Here is a 21882-nt window from a genome sequence, read left to right as displayed (position 1 = left end):
CCGCTCAGTACTCCCCGTACGCGCGGGCCAGCCCCCTCAGGAGGGCCGACCGGCCCCGCCGCGGCACCGTCCACAGCGTCTGCCCCCGCAGGCCCCAGCGCCGCAGGTGCGCGTTGGCCGCGAGGAAGCCCGTGGTGGCGGCCCGTTCCATCAGGGCCACCGGGAGGTCGGTGCGGACCAGGTCGCCGGCGACGGTCACGGTGGGGTCGGGGGTGGACACCGTCGGCCGCCCGGCGTGGCCGCCGACCGCGAAGAGCGGACAGTCCCGCCGCCACTCGTCGCGCCGGTCCACGATCCGCGCGGCGGCCGTCTCGGGGTAGACGCGGTGGAGCTGCTCGACCACCTCCCGCGCGACCGGGTCCGGCCCGGCGGCCGGGTCCGCCGCGTAGGCGTGGAGCTCCACCACGGACCCGCCGGTCTTCGCGGACCAGCGGGCGGCCTCGCCCTCCCACGCGCCGAGGACGCTGATGTTGTCCAGGGGCCCGTACCCGCTGGTCCCGAGGAACCCGGGGCGGTCCGGCGCCACGGGACGGTCGAGCCAGAGCCTGGTGACCAGGAAGGGCGGGGCCGTGCGGAGCCCGGCGACCCGGGAGCGCCAGGCGTCGTCGCACAGCGTGGGCGAGGCCGCCGCGACGGCCCGCAGCCCCCCGGTGTCGAGGGCGAGGACGAGCGCGTCGGCGTGTTCCGCGCCGGCCGGGCCGTGGACGAGGTGGCCGCCGCCCGGCGCGGCCTCGACGCGGGTGACGGGGGCACCCGTGCGGATGTCGGCGCCGTGCCCTTCGAGATAGCGGGCGAGGGGGTCCCACAGGGCCTGCGGATAGGGCTCGTCGGGCACGTCGAACAGGAGCCCCTCGGAGGAACCCAGGAAGTAGATGTGGAACATCAGGGCGAGTTCGGCCGCCGAGAGGTCCCCGGGGTCGGCGAAGAAGCTCCGCGAGAACACCTCGAAGGCGAGGTGCCGGGCACGCTCCGGGAAACGGACGCGGTCGAGCAGTTCGCGGGCGCTGATCCCGTCGTACCGGCGGTGGAGGCCGGGCAGCCCGACGTCCAGGAGCGGCAGCGCCGCGCGGGGGTTCATCCGGACGAGGTCCCGCAGGCCGAAACTGGGGCTGAGCGCGGCGAAACCCACGGCGCTCCAGGGCGGGGTGCGGGGGACGCGCGCGAAACCGTCGTACAGGCCGGAGCTGTGGCGCAGGGGGTAGTCGGGCAGCGGCCGGAGCCGTTCGAGCCCCGGATCGGTGCGCCGGAGCAGTCCGCGCAGGTTGTAGTACTGGCGGAAGAAGGCGTGGAAACCCCGGCTCATCGTCACGGAGGAACCGTCCGTGAGCTCGACGGGCCATCCGGCGAGCCGGCCGCCGAGCGTCCCCTCGCGCTCGTACAGGGTCACGCGGACCCCGCGCTCCGCCAGGACGGTCGCGGCGGCGAGGCCCGCGATGCCGCCGCCGACGACGGCGCAGCGCGGGGCGTCCCGGCCCGCCGTCGCCCGCCCCCGGTGGGCGGGGACGACGACGGCCCTGCGGTCGCGCCCCCGGCGCGGGACCGGGGCGGGGCGGCGTTCACGGCTGGTCATCGATGGGCTCCTCGTGCCGTTCCGGCCTGACGCGCCGGGGGAGAAAGGGGAGTTCGGCCGCCGTGCGCAGCATGGCGGGGACGGGCGTGTGGAGTCCGACGCTGAACTCCTCGGACGGGGCGGTGACGCCGTCCAGGAAACGGAGCAGCCGTTCGCAGGGGACGTGCGCGAAGAGCCGCGCGAAGAAGGAGGGCCCGTCGAGGCGCCCCGTGTCGAGGCCCCGCAGCAGGACGGCGTCCATCGCGAGCGCCCGGGCGGAGTGCGCCGGCGGGGGCTCCGGACACCTGCCCCGGTGCACGGCGTCCGCGACCGCCCGGGACTGGCGCTGGATCGCCGCGAAGGCGTATCCGGTGGAGGGGCGGACGGCCCCGCCGGCCGCGCCGACGCGGAAGACGTGCCGGCCGGCCCGGCGGGGATGACGGCCGTCGGTCATCGGGATGGCCCCCTGCTCGGTGGCGAGGACCCGGAAGGAACCGAGCCGCAGGACGTCCCCGGTGTAACGGGCCAGGGCCCGGTCGTAGGCGGCGGACGCCAGCGGGGCCCGGCCGAACTCGGTGTACTCGACGAGCGCTTCGTGCGGACCGGTGGGGAGGACGTACCCGAAGGAGAGGCCGTGCGCGGGCTGGGGCGTGCGGAAGTCCATCAGCTCGACCACGTCCGGCGCGAACACCGGCCGGTCGGCCCGGACGAACCAGCCCCGGAAGTGCTGGAGCAGGGCGACGCGGGCGGGGGGACGCACGGCGGGCGGGCGGGAGTCGAAGGCCCACGCGGCGCGGAGCCGGGCGACGGTGCCGTCGGCCCCCCGGCAGGTGACGACGGCGCCGTCCGGCCCGTCGGCGACCTCCTCGACGGTGGCCTCGACCCTGTGCAGCCCGGCCAGCCGCGCCCGCAGCCCCCGCTCGAAGGCGTCGGAACGGAGCATCTTGTACCGCAGTCCGCCGAGGGAGCGCACGGGACCGGAGCCGTCCGGGCCCCGCACGCGCAGCCTGTCCCAGCTCCTCGTCAGGAGCGGTTCGTACGGACCGGGCCCGGCCTCCCAGAAGCACCAGGTGCGCTCCGGGGGCCGCAGGGGACCCGGCGGCGCCTCGACGAGGGTGACGCGGGGGACGGGCACGCCCTCCGGAGGGGCGAGGAGGCGCCAGGCGAGGGAGAGGCCGGCCGCGCCGGCCCCGATGACGATCACGTCGGTGCCGGCGGCCATGGTCGCTCGTCACCACCTTTCTCACGTCTCCCCGAAGGGGCTCCGGTACGGCTCCCCGGCAGGGGTCGCGGTGGACCTACCCGGGATCGCGGCACGATCCGTACCGCCGTACTGCATTCGGCCCACCCCCGGGCGCCGGATGCGGCGGATCGCGGAAGGGGCCGCGGGAAGGACGGGAGGAGGGGGAGAGGACGTCGGAAGGCGCGGGAGGGGACGGCGGGGAAGGGGCGGTGGGGCGCGGGGAAGGACGCCGGGAAGTGCGGAAAGGGGCGGTGGGAGGCGCGGGAGGGCGTCCGGGTTCCCGACGGACGAGCGGGTCGCGAGGCGCACGGCGCTCCGGGGCCCGCGCGGAGCCGGAGCGGCGGGCACGGTCACCCGTCCGGGCGGCCGGCGGACACCGGCTCAGCCGGCCGCCGCCACCCGTCCGGCCGCCCGTACCGCCCCGTCGTACCGCTCCAGGAGCAGCCGGGCCAGTTCGGGGGAGGGGCCGAGGACGCCGGCCAGGACGTCCGCCTCCGACGCCCCGGCGGCGATCCGGTCCGGGAGGCGCCCCGGCGCGATCACGTACGGGGCGACCGCCACCCGCCGGACGCCCGGCTCGGCGCGCAGGGCCCGTACGGCGTCCTCCGTGCGGGACGGGCCCCCCGCGGTCACGGCGGAGGCGAACGCGGGCCGCACGGAGCACCAGCCGGTGCGCCGCAGCTCCCGCGCCGTTTCTGCGATCACCGCGATCGCCTCCGGGTCGGTGGAGCCCGCCGAGGCCAGGACGACCCCGGTCGCGCTCTTGTCGCCGGGCGCGAGCCCGGCCTCGTACAGCCGCCGTTCCACCGCCGCGATCAGCAGCGGCGACGGTCCCAGGACCTCCGCCCGGCGCACCCGCAGCGACGGGGGGGCCTGCCGCAGGACGGCGGGGACGTCCGCCTTCGCGTGGAAGGCCCTGGTCAGGAGGAGCGGCAGCGCCACCACGTCCCGCGCTCCCTCGGCGGCGAGCCGGTCGAGGACCCCCGTCACCGACGGCAGGTTGAAGTCCAGGAACGCCGTCTCCACGCGCGTCTCCGGCCGCAGCGCACCGGCCCGGCGCACCAGCGCCCGGACGGCGGCCGCGTGCCGCGGGTCGCGGCTGCCGTGGGCGATCACCAGGAGGACGGGCGCCGGGCGCTTCCCCGCGGGGGCGGCGGCGGGCGGCGGGAGGACGAGGCGGTTCACGGCGGTCCCGGGCTCACTTCACCAGCAGGCCGCGGCTGCGGAGCACCCACCGCTCCAGCGGACTGAAGATCAGCAGGTCGATCGCGATGCCGACGACCAGGATCAGCAGGATCGCCAGGAACACGCCGGGCAGGTCGATGTTGTTGCGGCCGTTCTCCAGCAACTGGCCCAGACCCAGGCCCAGATCGGGGGAGGAGGCGATGATCTCGGCGGCCATCAGCGAGCGCCAGGAGAACGCCCAGCCCTGCTTCAGGCCCGCCAGGTAACCGGGCAGCGCCGCCGGGAGCACCACGTGCCGGGTGCCCCTCAGGCCGGTGGCCCCCATGGTGCGGCCGGCCCGCAGGAACAGCGGCGAGACCTGGTCCACGCCCGAGACCAGGCCGTTGGCGACGGAGGGGACGGCGCCCAGCAGGATCACCGTGTACATCATCGCGTCGTTCAGGCCGAACCAGAGCACGGCCGGCGGCACCCACGCCACCGAGGGCAGCGACTGCAGACCGGAGAGGATCGGGCCGATCGCGGCGCGCACGAACTTCACCCGGGCCACCAGCAGGCCCAGCGGGGTGCCGATGGCGAGGGCGAGCAGGAAACCGGCCAGGCCCCGCGACACGCTGGTCCAGACGACTTCCAGGAGGGTGCCCTGGAACCACATGTCGGCCAGGCCGTCCCACACCGCGGACGGCGCGGGCAGCTTCGTCTCCTCGGTGATCCCCGCCGAGACGAGGACCTGCCAGACCGCGAGGACGAGGACGACGGCCAGGGTGGGCGGGAGGACCTTCCCGACGAGGACCTCGCGCACCGGGGTGCGGCGGACCTCGACCGCGTCCAGGGCGTCGAGTCCGGCCTCCAGACCGGCGAGGTCGTCCCGCCCGGCCTTCGCGGCGGTGTCAGTGCTGGCCATGGCGGCGGATCTCCCCACGCAGGTGTTCAGTGATCTCGACGGACAGCTCGGCCACGTCCGCGTCCTCGATGCGGCGCGGCTGCGGGATGTCCACGGTCCACTCCTTGGCCACCCGGCCGGGCCGGGAGGAGAGCAGGACCACGCGCTGCGCGAGGCGCACGGCCTCGCGCACGTTGTGGGTGACGAACAGGACGGAGAGGCCGCCCGTGGCGGAACCGCCGGCGTTCGCGTTCTCCCAGACCCGGGTGAGCTCGCCGTGCAGCACGTCGCGGGTGATGGCGTCGAGGGCCGCGAACGGCTCGTCCATCAGCAGCAGCCGGCTGTCCTGGGCCAGCGCGCGCGCCAGCGCCACGCGCTGGCGCATGCCGCCGGACAGCTCGTGCACCCGCTTGCCGTACGCGCCGCCGAGCCGGACCAGTTCGAGCAGCCGTTCCGCCTCCGCCCGGCGCCCGGCCCGGGGCACCCCGCGCAGCCGCAGGGCCAGTTCGATGTTCTTTCCCGCGGTCAGCCACGGGAAGAGGGCGTGCTCCTGGAACATCAGGGCGGGCCGGCCGCCCGGGGTCACGATGGACCCCTGGGACGGCCGGTCGAGCCCGGCCACCAGGTTCAGCAGGGTGGACTTGCCGCACCCCGATGCCCCCAGGAGGGTGACGAACTCGCCGGGCGCGACGTCGAGACTGACGTCGTCCAGGACGAGCTGGGCACCGGCCGGTCCGGGGAAGGACTTCGAGACGTGCTCGATCCGGGCGGCGTGCGCGTGCTCCGCCGCGATGTCCTCGGGGGCCTTGGCGAGCGTCGTGGCCATGGTCGTCACCTCCTGGGGTTCGTGGGTTCGCCGTCGGTTACTTGACGCCGAGGCCGGCGTCGGAGACCACGGGCCTGCCGGCGGCCTTCAGCACCTTGTTGAGGAGCGTCAGGTCGTAGATGCCGGACAGGTCGGGCTGCTTGATGAGCCCGGCCGCGACCGCCCACTCGGACTGGGTCCTCAGCGTCGCGGCCAGCGGGTCGTCGGTGAGCGTGATGCTCGGCCACGCCGGGTCGATGACCTTGCCGGGCAGGGCCTTGCCGCCGAGGGCCTTCAGCGCCGCGTTGGCCGACGCCTTGGCCCTGTCCGGGTTGGCGTTGATCCACTCGTTGGTCTTCACCGTCCCCTTGAGCACGGCCTCGACGACGTCCGGGTGCTCCGTGAGGAACTTCTGCGACACGATGACGTTCGTGATCACGAACTTCTTGTCGGGCCACAGGGAGGTCTCGTCGAGGAGGACGGAGCCGCCCTGGGAGACCAGCTTCGACGCGGTCGGCTCGGGCACCCAGGCCCCGTCGATCGAGCCGGACTTGAAGGCGTCCGGGGTCACCTTGTTGTCGGTGCGGACGACCGAGACGTCGCCCTTGCCGGATTCCGGGTCGACCTTCCAGCCCTTCCCGGAGATCCAGTTGAGCAGCGCGACGTCCTGCGTGTTCCCCTTCTGCGGGGTGGCGATCCTCTTGCCCCTGACGTCGTCGAGGGTCTTGATCCGGTCCGGGTTCACGACCAGCTTCACGCCGCCGGAGGCGGAGCCGGAGATGATCCGCAGGTTCCGCCCCTTGGACTTGACGTAGGCGTTGATGGAGGGCGAGGGGCCGATGAAGCCGATGTCCAGGGAGCCGCCGTTGAGCGCCTCGATCTCGGAGGGACCGGCGTTGAAGGTCTGCGGCTTCAGGACCGTGCCGCCCAGCTCCCGCTGGATCAGGCCGTCCTGGACGCCGATCAGCGCGGTGGCGTGCGTCAGGTTGGGGAAGTACCCGAGCCGGACCTCGGGGGCGGAGAGCTTCTTCGCGCCGGGCGTGACCGCGGCCTTCTCCGGCGAGTCGTCCTTCTTCGCGCCGGAGCCGTAGCCGCAGGAGGCGAGCGCGCCGATCAGGAGCGGCAGGACGGCGGCGGCGGTCAGGCCGCGGCGCAGGGTGGTACGGGTGGTGGCAGGCACGGGAGGTGTTCCCCTCGATTCAGCTTCTGCGAAGTCTGCGTTTGTGTCGTTCGGGGTGGAGCGGGTGGAGCCGGGTCGTACCGGTGGCGCGGTGCGCCGAGGTCAGCACGCACATCGCGCGACGCCTCCCATGCCCGAGCCGAGGGCGCCGGAGCCCACCCGGCCGCCCTCCTTCGCGAAGGTGGCGTAGGCGTTCTCGCCCATGTCAGAAGTCCCACCCTTCTTCCTCGTCCGCCGCGGCCGGGGCCCCGGCCGCGGCGAAGGCCTCGCCCGCCATGCCGGCCGCGAGGGTGGTGCCGTCCGCCGGGTCGATCAGCAGGAACGAGCCGGTGCGGCGGGAGTCCGCGTACGCGTCGAGCGCGAGCGGTTCGGCCGTGCGGACCACGACCCGGCCGATGTCGTTGGCGACCAGCTGCCCGGGGGCCGGGTGCTGGGAGAGGTCGTCCAGGGTCAGCCGCGAGGGGATGTCCCTGACGATCGCCTTGACCGTGCGGGTGGTGTGCTTGAGCAGGACCCGCTGGCCGACCACGAGCGGCCGGTCCGCCACGTGGCAGACGGTCGCCTCCACGTCCTGGCTGGTGGCGGGGGCGTCACCGGCCGGGGCGAGCAGGTCGCCGCGCGAGATGTCGATGTCGTCCGCGAGCCGGATCGTCACCGACTGCGGCGCCCACGCGACGTCGACGGCCGTGTCCGACCCGAGGCCGGTGCCGAGCGCGTCGATCGCCGTGATCGTGGAGGTCCTTCCCGACGGCAGGACGACGACCTCCTCGCCGACCCGGAAGGCGCCGGCGGCGATCTGCCCGGCGTAGCCCCGGTAGTCGGGGTGCTCGGCGGTCTGCGGCCGGATCACGTACTGCACCGGGAACCGGGCGTGGCAGGACGTCAGGTCGTGGCTGACCGGCACCGTCTCCAGGTGTTCCAGGACCGTCGGGCCGCCGTACCAGTCCATGTTGGCCGACGGTTCCACGACGTTGTCGCCGGCGAGCGCCGAGATCGGGATCGCGGTGCACCACTTCTCCTGGGAGTTCCCCCCGGGCCCCCAGCCCGGGACGCCCAGCCCGGAGGCGTACGCGGTGAACTCCTCGGCGATCGCGGCGAAGACGGGCTCGGCGTAGTCGACGAGGTCCATCTTGTTCACGGCCAGGACCACGTGCGGGACGCGGAGCAGGGCCGCGACGGCGGCGTGCCGGCGGGTCTGCTCCACCACGCCGTTGCGCGCGTCGACCAGGACCACGGCCAGTTCGGCGGTGGAGGCGCCGGTGACCATGTTCCGGGTGTACTGCACGTGCCCGGGGGTGTCCGCGAGGATGAAGCGGCGCCGGGACGTGGCGAAGTAGCGGTAGGCCACGTCGATGGTGATGCCCTGCTCCCGCTCGGCCCGCAGGCCGTCGGTGAGCAGCGCCAGGTCGGGCGCCTCCTGGCCCCGGGAGCGCGAGGCGTGCTCCACGGCCTCCAGCTGGTCGGCGAGGACCGACTTGGAGTCGTGCAGGAGCCGGCCCACCAGGGTGGACTTGCCGTCGTCGACGGAGCCGGCGGTGGCGAAGCGCAGCAGGGTGGCGGCCGCCGTCGGGCCGGCGGGCTGCTCGGTGGACGTGCTCATTAGAAGTACCCTTCGCGCTTGCGGTCTTCCATCGCGGCCTCGGAGAGTTTGTCGTCGGCCCGGGTGGCGCCCCGTTCGGTGAGCCGGGACGCGGCGATCTCGGCGATCACCGCGTCGAGGGTGGCGGCGTCGGAGTCGACCGCCCCGGTGCAGGACATGTCGCCGACCGTCCGGTAGCGGACCAGCCGGGTCTCGACCGTCTCCGTCTCCTTCGGGCCGCCCCACTCGCCCGCCGTCAGCCACATGCCGTCGCGGGCGAACACCTCGCGCTCGTGCGCGAAGTAGATCTCCGGCAGCTCGATCCCCTCGCGCTGGATGTACTGCCACACGTCCAGCTCGGTCCAGTTGGACAGCGGGAAGACGCGGACGTGCTCGCCGGGGGCGTGCCGGCCGTTGTAGAGCTGCCACAGCTCGGGGCGCTGGCGGCGCGGGTCCCACTGGGAGAACTCGTCGCGCAGCGAGAACACCCGCTCCTTGGCGCGGGCCTTCTCCTCGTCGCGCCGGCCGCCGCCGAAGACCGCGTCGAAGCGGTGCTCCTGGATGGCCTCGGTCAGCGGCACGGTCTGCAGCGGGTTGCGGGTGCCGTCGGGGCGCTCGCGGAGCTTCCCGGCGTCGATGTACTCCTGCACCGAGGCGACGTGCAGCCGCAGCCCGTGCCGGGCGACCGTGCGGTCGCGGTACTCGATAACCTCGGGGAAGTTGTGCCCGGTGTCGACGTGCAGGAGCGTGAACGGCACCGGCGCGGGCGCGAACGCCTTCAGGGCCAGGTGCAGCATGACGATGGAGTCCTTGCCGCCGGAGAACAGGATCACCGGCCGCTCGAACTCCCCCGCCACCTCGCGGAAGATGTGCACCGCCTCGGACTCCAGCGAGTCCAGGTGCGACAGCGCGAACGGCGTGTCCGTGGTGCCGTGGACGTGGGCGACAGTGGTGGTCACAGCAGACCCTTCTCGGTGAGCAGCGCGTGGAGCCGTGCCGCGGACTCCCGCACGGTCTGGTCCTGGGACTCGATCCGCAGGTCGGGCGCCTCGGGGGCCTCGTACGGGTCGTCCACCCCGGTGAGCCCGCTGATCTCGCCCGCCGCCTGCCGGGCGTACAGGCCCTTCACGTCGCGGGCGGAGCAGACCTCCAGGGGGGTGGCCACGTGGACCTCGACGTAGGGGGTGCCCGCGGCCGCGTGCCGCTTGCGGACGGCCTCGCGGCTGTCGGCGTACGGGGCGATGACCGGCACCAGGACCTTCACGCCGTGCGAGGCGAGCAGTTCGGCGACGAAGCCGATCCGCTGGACGTTGGTGTGCCGGTCCTCGCGGGTGAAGCCGAGGCCCGCCGAGAGGAACTCGCGGATCTCGTCGCCGTCGAGGACCTCGACGCGGTGGCCCTCGCCGCGCAGCCGTCCGGCCAGCTCGTACGCGATCGTGGTCTTGCCGGCGCTCGGCAGGCCGGTGAGCCAGATGGTGGCACCGGTCACGTGGTTCTCCCGGGAGGTCTGTGAAGGGGGACGGGGGGTGGTGGTCATCAGCCGTGCAGCCCGCACTCGGTCTTGGCGCGGCCCGCCCAGCGTCCGGCGCGGGCGTCCTCGCCCTCCAGGACGCGGCGGGTGCAGGGGGCGCAGCCGACGGAGGCGTACCCGTCCATGAGGAGCGGGTTGGTGAGGACGCCGTGCTCCGCGACGTACGCGTCGACGTCGTCCTGGGTCCAGCGGGCGATGGGGGAGACCTTGACCTTGCGGCGCTTCTCGTCCCAGCCGACGACCGGGGTGTCCGCCCGGGTCGGGGACTCGTCGCGGCGCAGGCCGGTGGCCCACGCGCTGTACGCGGTCAGGCCCTCTTCGAGGGGGGCGACCTTGCGCAGCGCGCAGCACCGGTCGGGGTCGCGGTCGTGCAGCTTCGGGCCGTACTCGGCGTCCTGCTCGGCCACGGTCTGCCGCGGGGTCAGGGTGATGACGCGGACGTCCATGACGGCGTCCACGGCGTCACGGGTGCCGATGGTCTCCTCGAAGTGGTAGCCGGTGTCGAGGAAGACGACGTCCACGCCGGGCCGGACCCGGGAGGCGAGGTGGGCGACGACCGCGTCCTCCATGGAGGAGGTGACGCAGAAGCGCTCGCCGAAGGTGTCGACGGCCCACCGGAGGATCTCGGTCGCGGAGGCGTCCTCCAGCTCGCGGCCGGCCCGCTCGGCGAGTGCCCTCAGGCCGGCAGCGGCGTTTTCCCGATCGTTCGTCATGCCTCTTCCCGTCCAGGAGCGTTGCCCGGGGTTCCCGGGGCGAGCAACCCCAGGAACTTCAGCTGGAAGGCCCGGCCGCACGCGGCGCATTCCCAGGTGCCGTGTCCCCGCTCGTGGGGACGCAGGTCCTCGTCGCCGCAGTAGGGGCAGTGGAACGGGGCCGCGCGCTCGCTCACGACAGGGCCTCCTCGGAGGCGCGGGCCGCCCAGGACGCGAAGCGCTCGCCGGTCTCGCGCTCCGCCTGGAACCGCCGGAGAACCCGCTCCACGTAGTCCGGGAGCCCGGCCGCGGTGACCTTGAGGCCGCGGACCTTGCGGCCGAACCCGGCCTCCAGGCCGAGCGCGCCGCCCAGGTGCACCTGGTAGCCCTCGACGCGGTTGCCCTCGTCGTCCAGGACGAGCTGGCCCTTGAGGCCGATGTCCGCGACCTGGATGCGGGCGCAGGCGTTCGGGCACCCGTTGATGTTGATGGTCAGCGGCTCGTCGAACTCCGGGAGGCGGCGCTCCAGTTCGTCCATCAGGGAGGAGCCGCGGCCCTTGGTCTCGACGATGGCCAGCTTGCAGAACTCGATGCCGGTGCAGGCCATCGTGCCGCGCCGGAAGGGCGAGGGGGTGACCCGCAGGTCCAGCGCCTCCAGGGCGGCGACCAGCGACTCGACCTGTGCCTCCTCGACGTCGAGGACGAGCATCTTCTGCTCGGCGGTGGTGCGGACCCGGCCGGAGCCGTGCGCCTCGGCGGCGGCGGCGATCTTCGTCAGGGTGGCGCCGTCCACGCGGCCGACGCGGGGGGCGAAGCCGACGTAGAACCGGCCGTCCTTCTGCCGGTGGACGCCGACGTGGTCGCGCCAGCGGCCGGCGGGCTCCTCGGGGGCCGGACCGTCCGTCAGCTTCCGCTTCAGGTACTCGTCCTCCAGGACCTGCCGGAACTTCTCCGGGCCCCAGTCGGCGACGAGGAACTTCAGGCGGGCGCGGTTGCGCAGCCGCCGGTAGCCGTAGTCGCGGAAGATCGAGATGACGCCCTCGTGGACGTCGGCGACCTCGTCGAGGGGGACCCAGGCGCCGAGGCGGACGCCGAGCTTCGGGTTGGTGGACAGGCCGCCGCCGACCCACACGTCGAAGCCGGGGCCGTGCTCGGGGTGGCGCACGCCGACGAAGGCGACGTCGTTGATCTCGTGCGCCACGTCGAGCAGCGGCGAACCGGAGACCGCCGTCTTGAACTTGCGGGGCAGGTTGGAGAAGTCCTTGTTGCCGACGATCCGGCGGTGGATCTCCTCGACGGCGGGCGTGCCGTCGACGATCTCGTCGGCGGCGATGCCGGCGACGGGGGAGCCGAGGATGGTGCGCGGGGTGTCGCCGCAGGCCTCGGTGGTGGACAGGCCGACCGCCTCCAGGCGGTTCCAGATCTCGGGGACGTCCTCGATGCGGATCCAGTGGTACTGGACGTTCTGCCGGTCCGTGATGTCGGCCGTGCCCCGGGCGAACTCCTCGGAGACCTCGCCGATCACCCGGAGCTGCTCGGTGGTCAGACGGCCGCCGTCGATGCGGACGCGGAGCATGAAGTACTCGTCGTCCAGCTCCTCCGGCTCCAGGACGCCCGTCTTGGTGCCGTCCAGACCCTGCTTGCGCTGGGTGTAGAGGCCCCACCAGCGCATGCGTCCGCGCAGGTCGTTGGGGTCGATGGAGTCGAAACCGCGCTTCGAGTAGACCGTCTCAATGCGTGTCCGCACGTTGAGACCGTCGTCGTCCTTCTTGAACTGCTCATTGCCGTTGAGGGGAGTGAAGTGCCCCACGGCCCACTGTCCCTCGCCACGGTGGCGCCCGGCCTTGCGGCGGGCGGCGGCGGGAATGGGGTTTTCCGGGGTGGCGGCCATGGCGTCTTGTCCTTCGGGACTGCGGGAGGGCGGCTCTGACCTGCACACTCGCGCTCGGGTCAGAGGGTGGCGCGGCAGTGCGCAGCAGGGTGGGGCAGAGTCGGGTGAAAAGGCGGTCGCGGCGGTGCTGGTTCTCTCAGCGCGCCGGACAGATGGCGCTGGACATGCGGCCGAGGTCGACGTGTCGCCGACTCACCAAGGCAATTCCAGTTCCGGACATGGCGAAAGCGTGTCACGGGACTTTGGACCCAGTCCACCATCGTCCATGATATGGACATTGTCGTCTCGTCCTACGAGATGATGTGGCGTGGGTCACATGGAGGGGCCCTCCCGGCCCCCCGCGATCCGGATCAGGCGTGGGCGCCGGGCCACGGGCCGGGCGTCGCGCCCTCCTCGGCCTCCTCCACCCGGGTGTCGAACAACCGGAAGCCGCGCCGCTCGTAATTGGCCATGGCGTGCGGCCCGTCGAGCGAGCAGGTGTGCAGCCAGACGCGCCTCGTGGCCTCCCGCCCCGGCCACCGGTCGGCCAGGTCCCAGGCGCGGGCCGTCCCGTACGAGAGGAGGTGGCCGCCGATCCGCCGGCCCCGGAAGGCCGGGATCAGGCCGAAGTACACGATCTCCACCACGCCGTCGGCCTGGGCCTCCAGCTCGACGTAACCGGCCGGCGTCCCCCTCTCGTACGCCACCCAGATCTCGCTCCCCGGCCTCTCCGCGATCTCCTGCCACTCCTTGTACGTCAGCGACAGGCGGTCGGACCAGTGGATGTCGCCGCCGACGGCGGTGTAGAGGAAGCGGCTGAACTCCGCCGACGGCACCTCGGCGCGCCGGACCGCCACGTCGCCCTCCGGCGGGGCGGCGGGACGCAGGTCGGACGGGGAGGTCTGTTCGAGTGACCAGGTGGTGAGAGTGATGCTCATGGGCTCATCGCATCATGCGGAGAGCCGGATTCCCAGAGCGGCCCCGGGGGACGGAAACCCACCGGAAGACGACTGTCCGCATGGTGGACACGGGGCACCGGGGGGCAGGGCTACCCGGCGGACCCGGCCCGCACCGCCGGCGCCGTCGAATGCGGCAGCAGGTCCGCGGGGCACTCCGGACGCAGGACCTCCACGACCACCTCCTCGCGGAAGCGGTACGGCCGGTGGGCCAGCACCCCGGCCAGCGTCCGGCGCACCCGGGACATCTCGGCCCGCACGGTCACCGTCCTCGTACGGTCCCCGAACACGCCCTCCGCCAGCTCCGCCGCCGTCCTCCCGTCCCGGTGCAGCGCCAGGACGTAGAGCAGCTCGGCGTGCCGGGGACTCAGCTCCTGCTGCCAGCCGCCCGCCGGCCCCGACACGGACACCGTCCAGTGACGCGGCCGGCTCAGGTCCAGCACCACCCGGTGCGCCCCCTCCGCGTCCGGCTCCCCGGGCCGGGCCCCCTCCTCCACCCGCAGCAGCCAGCCCCCCGGCAGCGGTTCCACCGCGCACACGCCGAGCGAGGGGAGCCAGACCCGCCCGGCCCCGAAGGACTTGGGCAGCGGAACGCGGTCCACCGGCGCGAGCCCGGTCACCGCCGCCGTCCAGCCGTACGCGTCCACCGCCACGGCCCGGCCGCCCACCCGGCACAGGACGGGCGCGGCCACCGCCCGCAGCCGCTCGACCGAACGGCGGTGCCGCTCCCGCAGCTCGGCCTCGGCGAGCTGCGCCACCGAACCGACCAGGGCCGGCATCGCCGGATGGAAGGTCGACGCCGGACCGCTCACGTCCAGGATTCCCAGGAGCCGCCGGTCGCGCGGGTCGCGCACGGGCACCGCGGCGCAGGTCCAGCTGTGCAGGGTGTGCAGGTAGTGCTCGGCGGAGTGCACCTGCACCGCCCGGCCCAGGGCGAGCGCCGTACCGACCGCGTTGGTGCCGGTCGCGTGCTCGGCCCAGGCCGCGCCCTCCTCCAGACAGATGCCGTTCGCCCGCCGCAGCACCCCGGCGTTCCCGTGCCGCCACAGCACCCTGCCCTGCTCGTCGGTCACCACCATGATCTGCAGGGACGCGTCGGCGATGCCGGCGAGACCCCGGGTGAGCGTCCCCATCACCTCGGCGAGGAGCGTGGTCCTGCGCCGCTCCTCCAGCTCGTCCCGGTGGAGCAGCACGCTGCTCGTCCCCCGGTCCGGATCGATACCGAGCCGGGCCATCCGCCGCCAGGACGCGCCGATGACCGGCCGGGGCGCCACCGGAGGCGTCCGGCCCGCCAGCGTCTCCTCCCGCACCCGGTGCAGCAGCCTGGTGGCCCGGGCGGAGTCCATGGCGGCCAGCCGCCGCATGTCGAGCCGCGTGTTCTCCATCGGTCTCTCCCACCCGTCCGGGGCGGACGCCCCGGACGTCGTGCCCATCGTGCCGTCCGGGACCGTCCGTCGAGACCCGGTTCGGGCAATCCTGCAACCCCGTGCAACTCTCGCCGCCGGCCGCCCCCTGAACGAGGGTGGTGCGAGCGGCGGGTGGTGCCGTGTCGGCGCAGCACCACCCCCGCTCTTCCGCGCGCGCCGGCCCCGACGGGCCCACCCCTGGCGCGCGCGGCACGGCCGACCCGCGGAGTGACGGCCGCGGGCCCGCCGGGCCTGCCCGGGCGCGGCTTCCCCCCCGGGGTCGAGGCGGCCCGCCCGCCCCGCCCCCCCGGCGCCCGGCACGGCTTCCCGGGCGCGTGCCGCGCCCCTCGGGCCTCCGCCCGCGCCCCTCAGATCTCCACCCGCGCCCGCTCCACCACCGCCCCCAGATCCAGCGTGTGCGGCAGCGTCCCGAAGGCCGAGCCGCCGTCCCCGCCCAGACGCCCCGCGCAGAACGCGTCCGCCACCTCCGGCGGGGCCCACCGCGCGAGCAGCGCGCCCTGGAGCACGAGCGCCATCCGCTCCGCGAGCCGCCGCGCCCGCGCCTCGATCCCCTCCAGGTCCGCCAGCTCGGTGAGCAGCCCCCGGACCGCCCGGTCGAGCCGGTGGTCCGCGCCCCGCGCCGCCCCGACCTCCCGGAGGAAGGCGTCGAGCGCGGCCGGCTCGGTCCGCAGCACCCGCACCACGTCGAGGGCCTGCACGTTCCCCGAACCCTCCCCGACCGAGTGGAGCGGCGACTCGCGCAGCAGCCGGGGCATCCCCGACTCCTCCACGTACCCGTTGCCGCCCAGGCATTCGAGCGCCTCGGTCACCACCGGCGTGCACCGCTTCGTCACCCAGTACTTCGCCACCGGCACCGCGATCCGCAGCAGCGCCCGCTCCCGCGCGGCGCCCTCCCCGGCCGCGTCCACCGCGTCGTACGCCGCCGCGAGCCGCATCCCCAGGACCGTCGCCGCCTCCGACTCCAGCGCCAGGTCCGCGAGCACGTTCCGCATCAGCGGCTTCCCGATCAGCGGCCCGCCGAAGGCGCTCCGGTACGCGCAGTGGTGCACGGCCTGCGCCACCGCCTGCCGCATCAGCGCCGCCGAACCGAGCACGCAGTCGAGCCGGGCCGCCGCCACCGCCCCCATGACCGTACGGACCCCGCGCCCCTCCTCGCCGATCCGGCGCGCCCACGTCGTCCCGTCGAACTCCACCTCGGCGGAGGCGTTCGACCGGTTGCCCAGCTTGTCCTTGAGGCGCTGGATCGCGAAGGCGTTGCGCGAGCCGTCCGCGAGCACCCGGGGCACCAGGAAGCACGTCGGGCCCGCCGGGGCCCTTGCCAGGACCAGGAAGGCGTCCGACATCGGCGCCGAACAGAACCACTTGTGCCCGGTCAGGACGTACTCGCCGTCCACGGCCAGCGGACGCGCCTCCGTCGTGGGCGCCCGCACGTCGCTGCCGCCCTGCTTCTCCGTCGTCGCCATGCCGAGCAGCGCGCCCGGCTTCTCCGCGACCGGCAGCAGCGCCCGTTCGTACACGTGCGACCGGGCCGCGGGCTCCCAGACCTCCGCGAGCTCCGGCTCGACGCGCAGCGCGGGCACCGCCGCGTGCGTCGTCGACAGCGGACAGCCGTGCCCCGCCTCCGCCTGCGTCGCCACCAGGAACCCGGCGGCCCGCCGCACGTGACCGCCCGGACGGCCCCACGCGTCCGTGAGCCCGGCCGACACGGAACGCCCCAGGAGGCGGTGCCAGGCCGGATGGAAGCGGACCTCGTCCACCCGGTTGCCGTACCGGTCGTGGGTCCGCAGCCGCGGCGGGTTCTCGTTCGCCTGTTCGCCCCACTCCCGCACCTGCTCCGAGCCCGTCGCCCGGCCGAGCAGCGCCAGCTCCTCGCGCGCCTCCCCGAGCAGGTCCGGGCCGAGGTGCCGCTCGACCGCCTCGACCAGGGCCCGGTCCCCCGTGAAGACGTCGTACCCCACGAGGGGCGGGGGCTGGTTGGTCACTGTGTGGGTGCTCCGTGCCATGCGGATACGGTAAGCAGGTGCAGGCAGCAAGAGAAACACCCGAACGACCCGAGCGGCGGCCCTGGAGCAAGCTCCACCGCGCCCGTGTCCTCTACCGCAACGTCTCGAAGCGGAAGATGGTCTGGCTGCTCCTCAAGGACACCGTCAACTCGTGCGTCGAGTACCGCATCCTCGGCCTCGCCGCCGAAGCCGCGTTCTTCACCCTGCTGTCCCTGCCGCCCCTGCTCCTCGGCCTGATCGCCCTCCTGGGCTACGCCGACGACTGGACCAACACCGACACCGTCACCAGCATCCAGGAGAACATCCTCCGCGCCGCCGGAACCGTCCTCTCCGACCGGGGCGTCGAGGAGATCGCCAAACCGGTCCTGGACGACGTCACCCGCGGCAAACGGCCCGACCTGATCTCCCTCGGCTTCGCCATCGCCCTCTGGTCCGGCTCCCGCGCGGTGAACGTCTTCATCGACACCATCACCGTCATGTACGGCCTCGACGGGCACCGCGGCATCGTGAAGACCCGGCTCCTCGCCTTCCTGCTCTACATCGTGGCCCTGGTCATCGGCGCCGTCGTCCTGCCCCTCGCCGTCGTCGGCCCGGACCGGGTCGTCGAACTCCTCCCCTGGAGCACGGAGGTCGTCTCCGTCCTGTACTGGCCGGCCGTCATCCTCCTCAGCATCGCCTTCCTCACCACGCTGTACCACGTGTCCGTGCCCGTACGGTCACCGTGGATCGAGGACATCCCCGGCGCCCTCGTCGCGCTCGCGATGTGGGTCCTCGGCAGCTTCCTGCTGCGCATCTACCTCACCAGCCAGGTCGAGGGGCCGACCATCTACGGCTCCCTCGCCGCGCCCATCGCCGTCCTCCTCTGGATCGGCGTCTCCGCCTTCGCCGTCCTCGTCGGCGCCGCCGTGAACGCCGCCATCGACCGCGTCTGGCCCTCCGTCGCCACCGCCGCCGCCCGCGAGGCCAACGAACGGGCCCGCGCCGCCCAGGCGGCGGAACTCGTCGCCCGGGTCCGGGCCGAGGCCGAGGACGTGGACGAGGACGACCCGGACATGCCCTCCGAGTTCCCCGAACGCTGGTCGAGGTTCCTGCCCCCGGACGACGTGAAGTCCCGCCTCAACTCGAACCGGGAGAAGGACTGACCTCCGGACGGGTGACGGGTGACGGGCGCCCTGCCCGGCTCGGCGGACCGCCGCGAAGAGCCCCGGAGCCGGCCGGCCCTGCCCGGCGGTCGCACGGGCCTGGTCCGGGCCGGCGGCCGCCTCCTCGTCGCCGGACCCGGCACGAGCGCGCACGTACCGGCGGTGATCGCCACGTGGTACGCGGGACTCCGCTCGGCCCCGGGGACGCACCCGGTTCCCCGGCGTCCCGGCCCGCGCACCGCGCGACCGCCCGGCCCCCCGGACGCCCTGTGGGGCGGGGCCGTGTCCACCCCGGACCTGGGACCGGTACGGGCGAGCCCCGGCCGGAAGGGGCTCCGGCCGGGGCTCGCCCGTGTGCGCGCACGGGTGCGTGGTTCACCCGAAAGCCCGGACGCCCTTCCAGTCCACGGCGAGGACCGTCTTGACCGCACCGTTGGTGTTGGTCCTGGACGGGTAGTAGACGCGGACGTTCCCGGTCGCCCCGTCCCGGATCCAGAGGTCGGGGACGTTCGCCGACTCGGGAACCAGTTCCCTGGACATGTCGGGGACGCCGATGACGGCGGAGACATTGCTCTGGGTCCAGCCGGTGCCGTACAGGACGTCGCCCTGACGGGAGGCGGCCGAGGTCATCAGCGAGGCGAAGTTGATGCCGCCCGCGACGCTGCCGGGCTTGCCGTGCCGGATGTTCATGACGCCGGTGTCCACGTCCCGCCACAGCAGGTCGGGAGTGCCGTCCAGGTCGATGTCGGCGAGCTGCACGATCTCGCGCCTGCTCCAGTTCTCGCCGCTCATCCGGGTGGCCGTGTGGAACGTGGCGCCGGTGTAACCGGACAGGATCCAGAAGTCCGCGCCCGCGCGTACGACGACGTCGGTCAGCTTGTCGCCGGTGATGTCCCCGACCGCCTTCATCTGCGTCCAGGTCGAGGGTGCCGGAGCACCCGCGGGCAGCCGGATGTCGATCCTCTTCTCCGCGTCGAAGGAGCCGTACCCGTCGCCCGGGTAGAGCCAGAAGGTGCCGTTCGGCGCGACGGAGAACAGGTCGGTGCTGCCGTCACCGGGGTAGACGTCGGCGTAGTGGCTGATCAGCGCGGTCTTGCCGGTGGCGGCGTCGTACCAGTGGCCGGGCGGCGGCGACACGGCCTTGAGCAGTTCGGGGTTCTCGGCGTCGGGCCTGAGGACGTAGGAGCCGGGCATGCCCTGGTACAGCTCGCCCCCCTTGCCACCGGACAGGGACTCCAGGTTGCCCTCCGCGTTGATGATGAGCAGGTCGACCATGTCGTCCCCGCCGACGTCGCCCGGTCCGTCGCCCTTGTCGCGGGGCCGGACGTAGAAGGCGTGGTCCGTGCGCCGGCTCACGTTGCCCACCGCGTCGAGCGCGAAGACCTGGAGGCCGTTCGGACCGGAGTGCGGCGGGGCCAGGTCCTTCACCGTCGCGGCCCCGTTGGTCGCGTTCACCTCATTGGACCCCACGCCTTCGAAGCTGTACCGGAACTTCACGGCGCCCGGGGAGGAGAAGGTGATGGTGCCCTTTTCGCCGAACTTGACCTTCGCCCAGGTCTGGCCGTCGCTGGTGGCCGCCGGGAAGTCGGTGCTCGTGACGTCGGGGGCCTGGGGCGCGGTCGTGTCGATGCTGAGACGGCAGACGGCGTCACCCGCGGGATACCAGGACGAGAGTCCCTGGGGGGACGAGGAGTCCTCGGCCCGCACGATCCAGGTGTAGGTGGCCCCGTTCACCAGGCCCGTGACGAGCACGGAGGCGGTGCCGGCGGAGTTCGTGGTCCCCATGTAGTCGCGCTGGGCACCGCCGACCTGGGTGACGCGGAAGCGGAGTTGCTTCAGGTCGTTGTCGAGGTCCTTCGCGTTCGCCGTCAGGGTGACGCTCGTCGTTCCGATGGCCCGGGGGGCGGCCGGAGTGGCCGCACACGCGTTGCCCGGTGAGCTCGTGCCGCCGGTCGGTTCGGCCGGGAGGTGGTTGTACTCCACCTCGAGCGCCGCCGAGGTGGCCCGGAACTTGCGCCAGGTCTGGGTGTCGCCCTCGTTGGTGGCGCGCAGGCCGAAGGTGATGTTCCCCCAGCGGCTGGTGGCGGCCTTCTGGAGGGCGGCCTTCACCCCGGCGGTGTCGAAGGCCTCGTACTCGTCCTTGCAGCCGTGGTCGATGTTGCCGTGGGCGAAGGACTTCTTCTGGAGGAGGTCGGCCCAGCTCGGCTGGGCGTTCCAGGTCGTGCTGGTGGAGATGCCACCGGTCAGGTAGAGCTGGAACTCGCGTGCGTCACACGACCACGCGTGGTTGTTCAGGAGCTTGAAGGAGGCCGAGTGGATCGTGGAGCCCGCGATCTTCTCCAGCCTCATGCGCCAGAAGGAGCGGCCCAGACCACCGGTCTGCTTCTCGTAACCCACGCGGGCGTCGGAGGTGCCGGAACCGAAGTTGGTGCCGTTGTGGAAGCTGGTGTTCGGGTACGGCCGGTAGGCGGTCGTCCACGCTTGCCAGGCCGTGTTCATCGGCGGGTCGACGAACACGGGGAAGCGGACGTCCTCGTCGGTGAACAGCCCCGTGGCCGCCGCCCGCAGGTGCAGGCGGGCCTCTCCGGTGTTCTCCCCTTCCAGCAGGACGGGGACGGGAGCCTGCTTGGCACCGGGCTCGATGCCGGTCAGGCCGGAGAGCCTCAGCACGTCGGAAGGGGTGGCCGTCGACGTGCGCAGGGGGTCGGAGGACCCGGGAACGCGCCCGCTGGAGTCCCATGCGAACGGTGTGGGGACCGAGCCGACCTCCTTGCCGCCCTTGTCCAGGATGCGCACGAGCCGGCCGGCCTCCGCGTACTGGAAGACGGCCGTCGCCGAGCGCAGGCCGTACGTGACGGTCTCCAGCGCCCGCTGCCGCGCGGCCTCACGGGTCTTGACGACGAGGAGCTGGGAGAACCCGCCCTCCTGGCGGGCGACCAGGAGCAGGTCGACGCCCGGCAGGACCTCGGAGTAGAGGGCGCGGGAACCGTCCAGGACCGGCTCGGGCAGGGCTCCGGGCCAGGTGTACGCGATGGTGTGGCCACCGATGTCCGTTTCGGCCAGCACGGTGTCGCCCGGCCGTCCGTCCCGGGCGAAGGAACGGTCCGCGCGGGACGCGTCACCGCTCCCGCCGGAGAACCGCACGGGGAGGGCGCCGTTCACGGGCCGGACGGTGAGCCCGCGAGGCGCTTCCTTCGTCCGCTCCAGCCTGTTGTCGACGGGTGCCCAGCGGCCCCCGGCGTCCTTCGCCCGCTGTGGCAGGGCGTGGATCCGGCTGCGCAGCCGGCCGTCGGGCAGAGCCCAGGTCATCTCCGTGGCCGTGGTCGCGGCCTCGACGAGCACCTCCTTCCCGGTGCGCAGCGCCTGGGCCATGGCGGCCGCTTCGTCGAGCGGGCCGACCGCGGCGGGCTTCGCCTCGACCGGTGGCGTCGCCCCGGCGGTGGGGGGGCCGCCGGGTTGCCACCAGGGCAACAGGGCAGCGGTGAGGGCGGCCAGAACTAGGCCGAGGGTGCAGGCCAGCCGGGTGCGCGTGCGCACGAAGGGGCTGAGCGGGCGGGGCGCGGTCACGGCGGTCTACTCCCGTGGGGACCAAGCGGAAAGGGGGGAACAGCACAGACGGCCCCGGACGGCGGACCGCGGGGCAGAGGCGCGCAAACGATCACACGATCACCACCCGATGTCTACAAATGAATTTTTTATGAGGTCGTTATGTCGACCTCTGGGATGCCGTGTTCATGGGCGCTTCGTTTTGCCGTGGGGCTTTGGTGGACCCCTTAACCGGCGTGAAGCAACGGAACGGGCGTTTCGTCTGACCCCACGTCATTTCTGGCGGTCGGAGGG

The 21882-nt window shown here is 73.5% G+C and carries 18 protein-coding genes; 1 reads left to right on the top strand and 17 read right to left on the bottom strand.

Translation table 11 applies throughout. The features are described 5' to 3' along the window. Positions 1 to 4 precede the first annotated feature (4 nt). The 16 genes from ACZ3IL_RS24000 to ACZ3IL_RS23925 form a co-directional block, all read right to left on the bottom strand. On the bottom strand, positions 5 to 1570 hold the full coding sequence (locus ACZ3IL_RS24000; protein WP_467393224.1) for an FAD-dependent oxidoreductase: 1566 nt from the start codon (positions 1568 to 1570) through the stop codon (positions 5 to 7). Then, positions 1557 to 2771 carry a lycopene cyclase family protein gene (locus ACZ3IL_RS23995; RefSeq protein ID WP_467393222.1) on the bottom strand — a complete coding sequence of 405 codons (1215 nt, stop codon included), beginning with the start codon at positions 2769 to 2771 and terminating at the stop codon, positions 1557 to 1559. Before ACZ3IL_RS23995 ends, ACZ3IL_RS24000 begins: the two co-directional genes overlap by 14 nt. Positions 2772 to 3173: 402 nt before the next feature. Then, complete coding sequence (locus tag ACZ3IL_RS23990; RefSeq protein WP_467393220.1) at positions 3174 to 3977, bottom strand: sirohydrochlorin chelatase; 804 nt, start codon at positions 3975 to 3977, stop codon at positions 3174 to 3176. 13 nt (positions 3978 to 3990) lie between these two features. Then, positions 3991 to 4878: an ABC transporter permease gene (locus ACZ3IL_RS23985; protein ID WP_467393218.1), complete on the bottom strand. Its 888-nt coding sequence runs from the start codon at positions 4876 to 4878 to the stop codon at positions 3991 to 3993. Continuing rightward, positions 4865 to 5683, bottom strand: a complete 819-nt coding sequence (locus ACZ3IL_RS23980; RefSeq protein WP_467393216.1) for an ABC transporter ATP-binding protein — start codon at positions 5681 to 5683, stop codon at positions 4865 to 4867. The genes ACZ3IL_RS23985 and ACZ3IL_RS23980 overlap by 14 nt, the downstream gene beginning before the upstream one ends. Before the next feature lie 37 nt (positions 5684 to 5720). Then, on the bottom strand, positions 5721 to 6842 hold the full coding sequence (locus tag ACZ3IL_RS23975) for an aliphatic sulfonate ABC transporter substrate-binding protein (protein WP_467393214.1): 1122 nt from the start codon (positions 6840 to 6842) through the stop codon (positions 5721 to 5723). A gap of 205 nt (positions 6843 to 7047) precedes the next feature. Beyond that, entirely contained in the window at positions 7048 to 8442 is a 1395-nt protein-coding gene (locus tag ACZ3IL_RS23970) for a sulfate adenylyltransferase subunit 1 (protein WP_467393212.1), read from the bottom strand. Next, positions 8442 to 9380: a sulfate adenylyltransferase subunit CysD gene (gene cysD / locus ACZ3IL_RS23965; protein ID WP_467393210.1), complete on the bottom strand. Its 939-nt coding sequence runs from the start codon at positions 9378 to 9380 to the stop codon at positions 8442 to 8444. The genes ACZ3IL_RS23970 and cysD overlap by 1 nt, the downstream gene beginning before the upstream one ends. Beyond that, the gene (gene cysC / locus ACZ3IL_RS23960) at positions 9377 to 9958 is read right to left on the bottom strand and encodes an adenylyl-sulfate kinase (RefSeq protein WP_467393208.1); all 582 of its coding nucleotides are present in this window, start codon (positions 9956 to 9958) and stop codon (positions 9377 to 9379) included. Before cysC ends, cysD begins: the two co-directional genes overlap by 4 nt. Next, complete coding sequence (locus ACZ3IL_RS23955) at positions 9958 to 10665, bottom strand: phosphoadenylyl-sulfate reductase (RefSeq protein WP_467393206.1); 708 nt, start codon at positions 10663 to 10665, stop codon at positions 9958 to 9960. The genes cysC and ACZ3IL_RS23955 overlap by 1 nt, the downstream gene beginning before the upstream one ends. Continuing rightward, positions 10662 to 10841 (bottom strand): hypothetical protein, encoded by a 180-nt coding sequence (locus tag ACZ3IL_RS23950; RefSeq protein WP_467393205.1) that lies wholly within the window; start codon positions 10839 to 10841, stop codon positions 10662 to 10664. Before ACZ3IL_RS23950 ends, ACZ3IL_RS23955 begins: the two co-directional genes overlap by 4 nt. After that, positions 10838 to 12535 carry a nitrite/sulfite reductase gene (locus tag ACZ3IL_RS23945; protein WP_467393203.1) on the bottom strand — a complete coding sequence of 566 codons (1698 nt, stop codon included), beginning with the start codon at positions 12533 to 12535 and terminating at the stop codon, positions 10838 to 10840. The genes ACZ3IL_RS23950 and ACZ3IL_RS23945 overlap by 4 nt, the downstream gene beginning before the upstream one ends. A gap of 136 nt (positions 12536 to 12671) precedes the next feature. After that, positions 12672 to 12755: a putative leader peptide gene (locus ACZ3IL_RS23940; protein ID WP_310591794.1), complete on the bottom strand. Its 84-nt coding sequence runs from the start codon at positions 12753 to 12755 to the stop codon at positions 12672 to 12674. A 130-nt stretch (positions 12756 to 12885) separates the two neighbouring features. Next, the gene (locus ACZ3IL_RS23935) at positions 12886 to 13452 is read right to left on the bottom strand and encodes a GNAT family N-acetyltransferase (RefSeq protein ID WP_467393201.1); all 567 of its coding nucleotides are present in this window, start codon (positions 13450 to 13452) and stop codon (positions 12886 to 12888) included. A 110-nt stretch (positions 13453 to 13562) separates the two neighbouring features. Next, the gene (locus tag ACZ3IL_RS23930; protein ID WP_467393199.1) at positions 13563 to 14855 is read right to left on the bottom strand and encodes a helix-turn-helix domain-containing protein; all 1293 of its coding nucleotides are present in this window, start codon (positions 14853 to 14855) and stop codon (positions 13563 to 13565) included. Positions 14856 to 15244: 389 nt separating this feature from the next. Next, positions 15245 to 16900, bottom strand: coding sequence for an acyl-CoA dehydrogenase family protein (locus ACZ3IL_RS23925; protein ID WP_467393197.1), 1656 nt, complete (start codon positions 16898 to 16900; stop codon positions 15245 to 15247). Positions 16901 to 16917: 17 nt separating this feature from the next. Between ACZ3IL_RS23925 and ACZ3IL_RS23920 the strand changes: the two genes are divergently transcribed. Continuing rightward, entirely contained in the window at positions 16918 to 18042 is a 1125-nt protein-coding gene (locus tag ACZ3IL_RS23920) for a YihY/virulence factor BrkB family protein (protein ID WP_467393195.1), read from the top strand. Positions 18043 to 18417: 375 nt separating this feature from the next. Here ACZ3IL_RS23920 and ACZ3IL_RS23915 read toward each other — a convergent pair whose 3' ends face one another. Further along, positions 18418 to 21609 (bottom strand): DNRLRE domain-containing protein, encoded by a 3192-nt coding sequence (locus ACZ3IL_RS23915; RefSeq protein WP_467393193.1) that lies wholly within the window; start codon positions 21607 to 21609, stop codon positions 18418 to 18420. Positions 21610 to 21882: the final 273 nt, after the last annotated feature.

Source organism: Streptomyces sp. NPDC014907 (genome assembly GCF_055562975.1).
The sequence above is the reverse complement of the archived record's forward strand: the minus strand, read 5'-3'. Positions and strand labels throughout refer to the sequence as shown.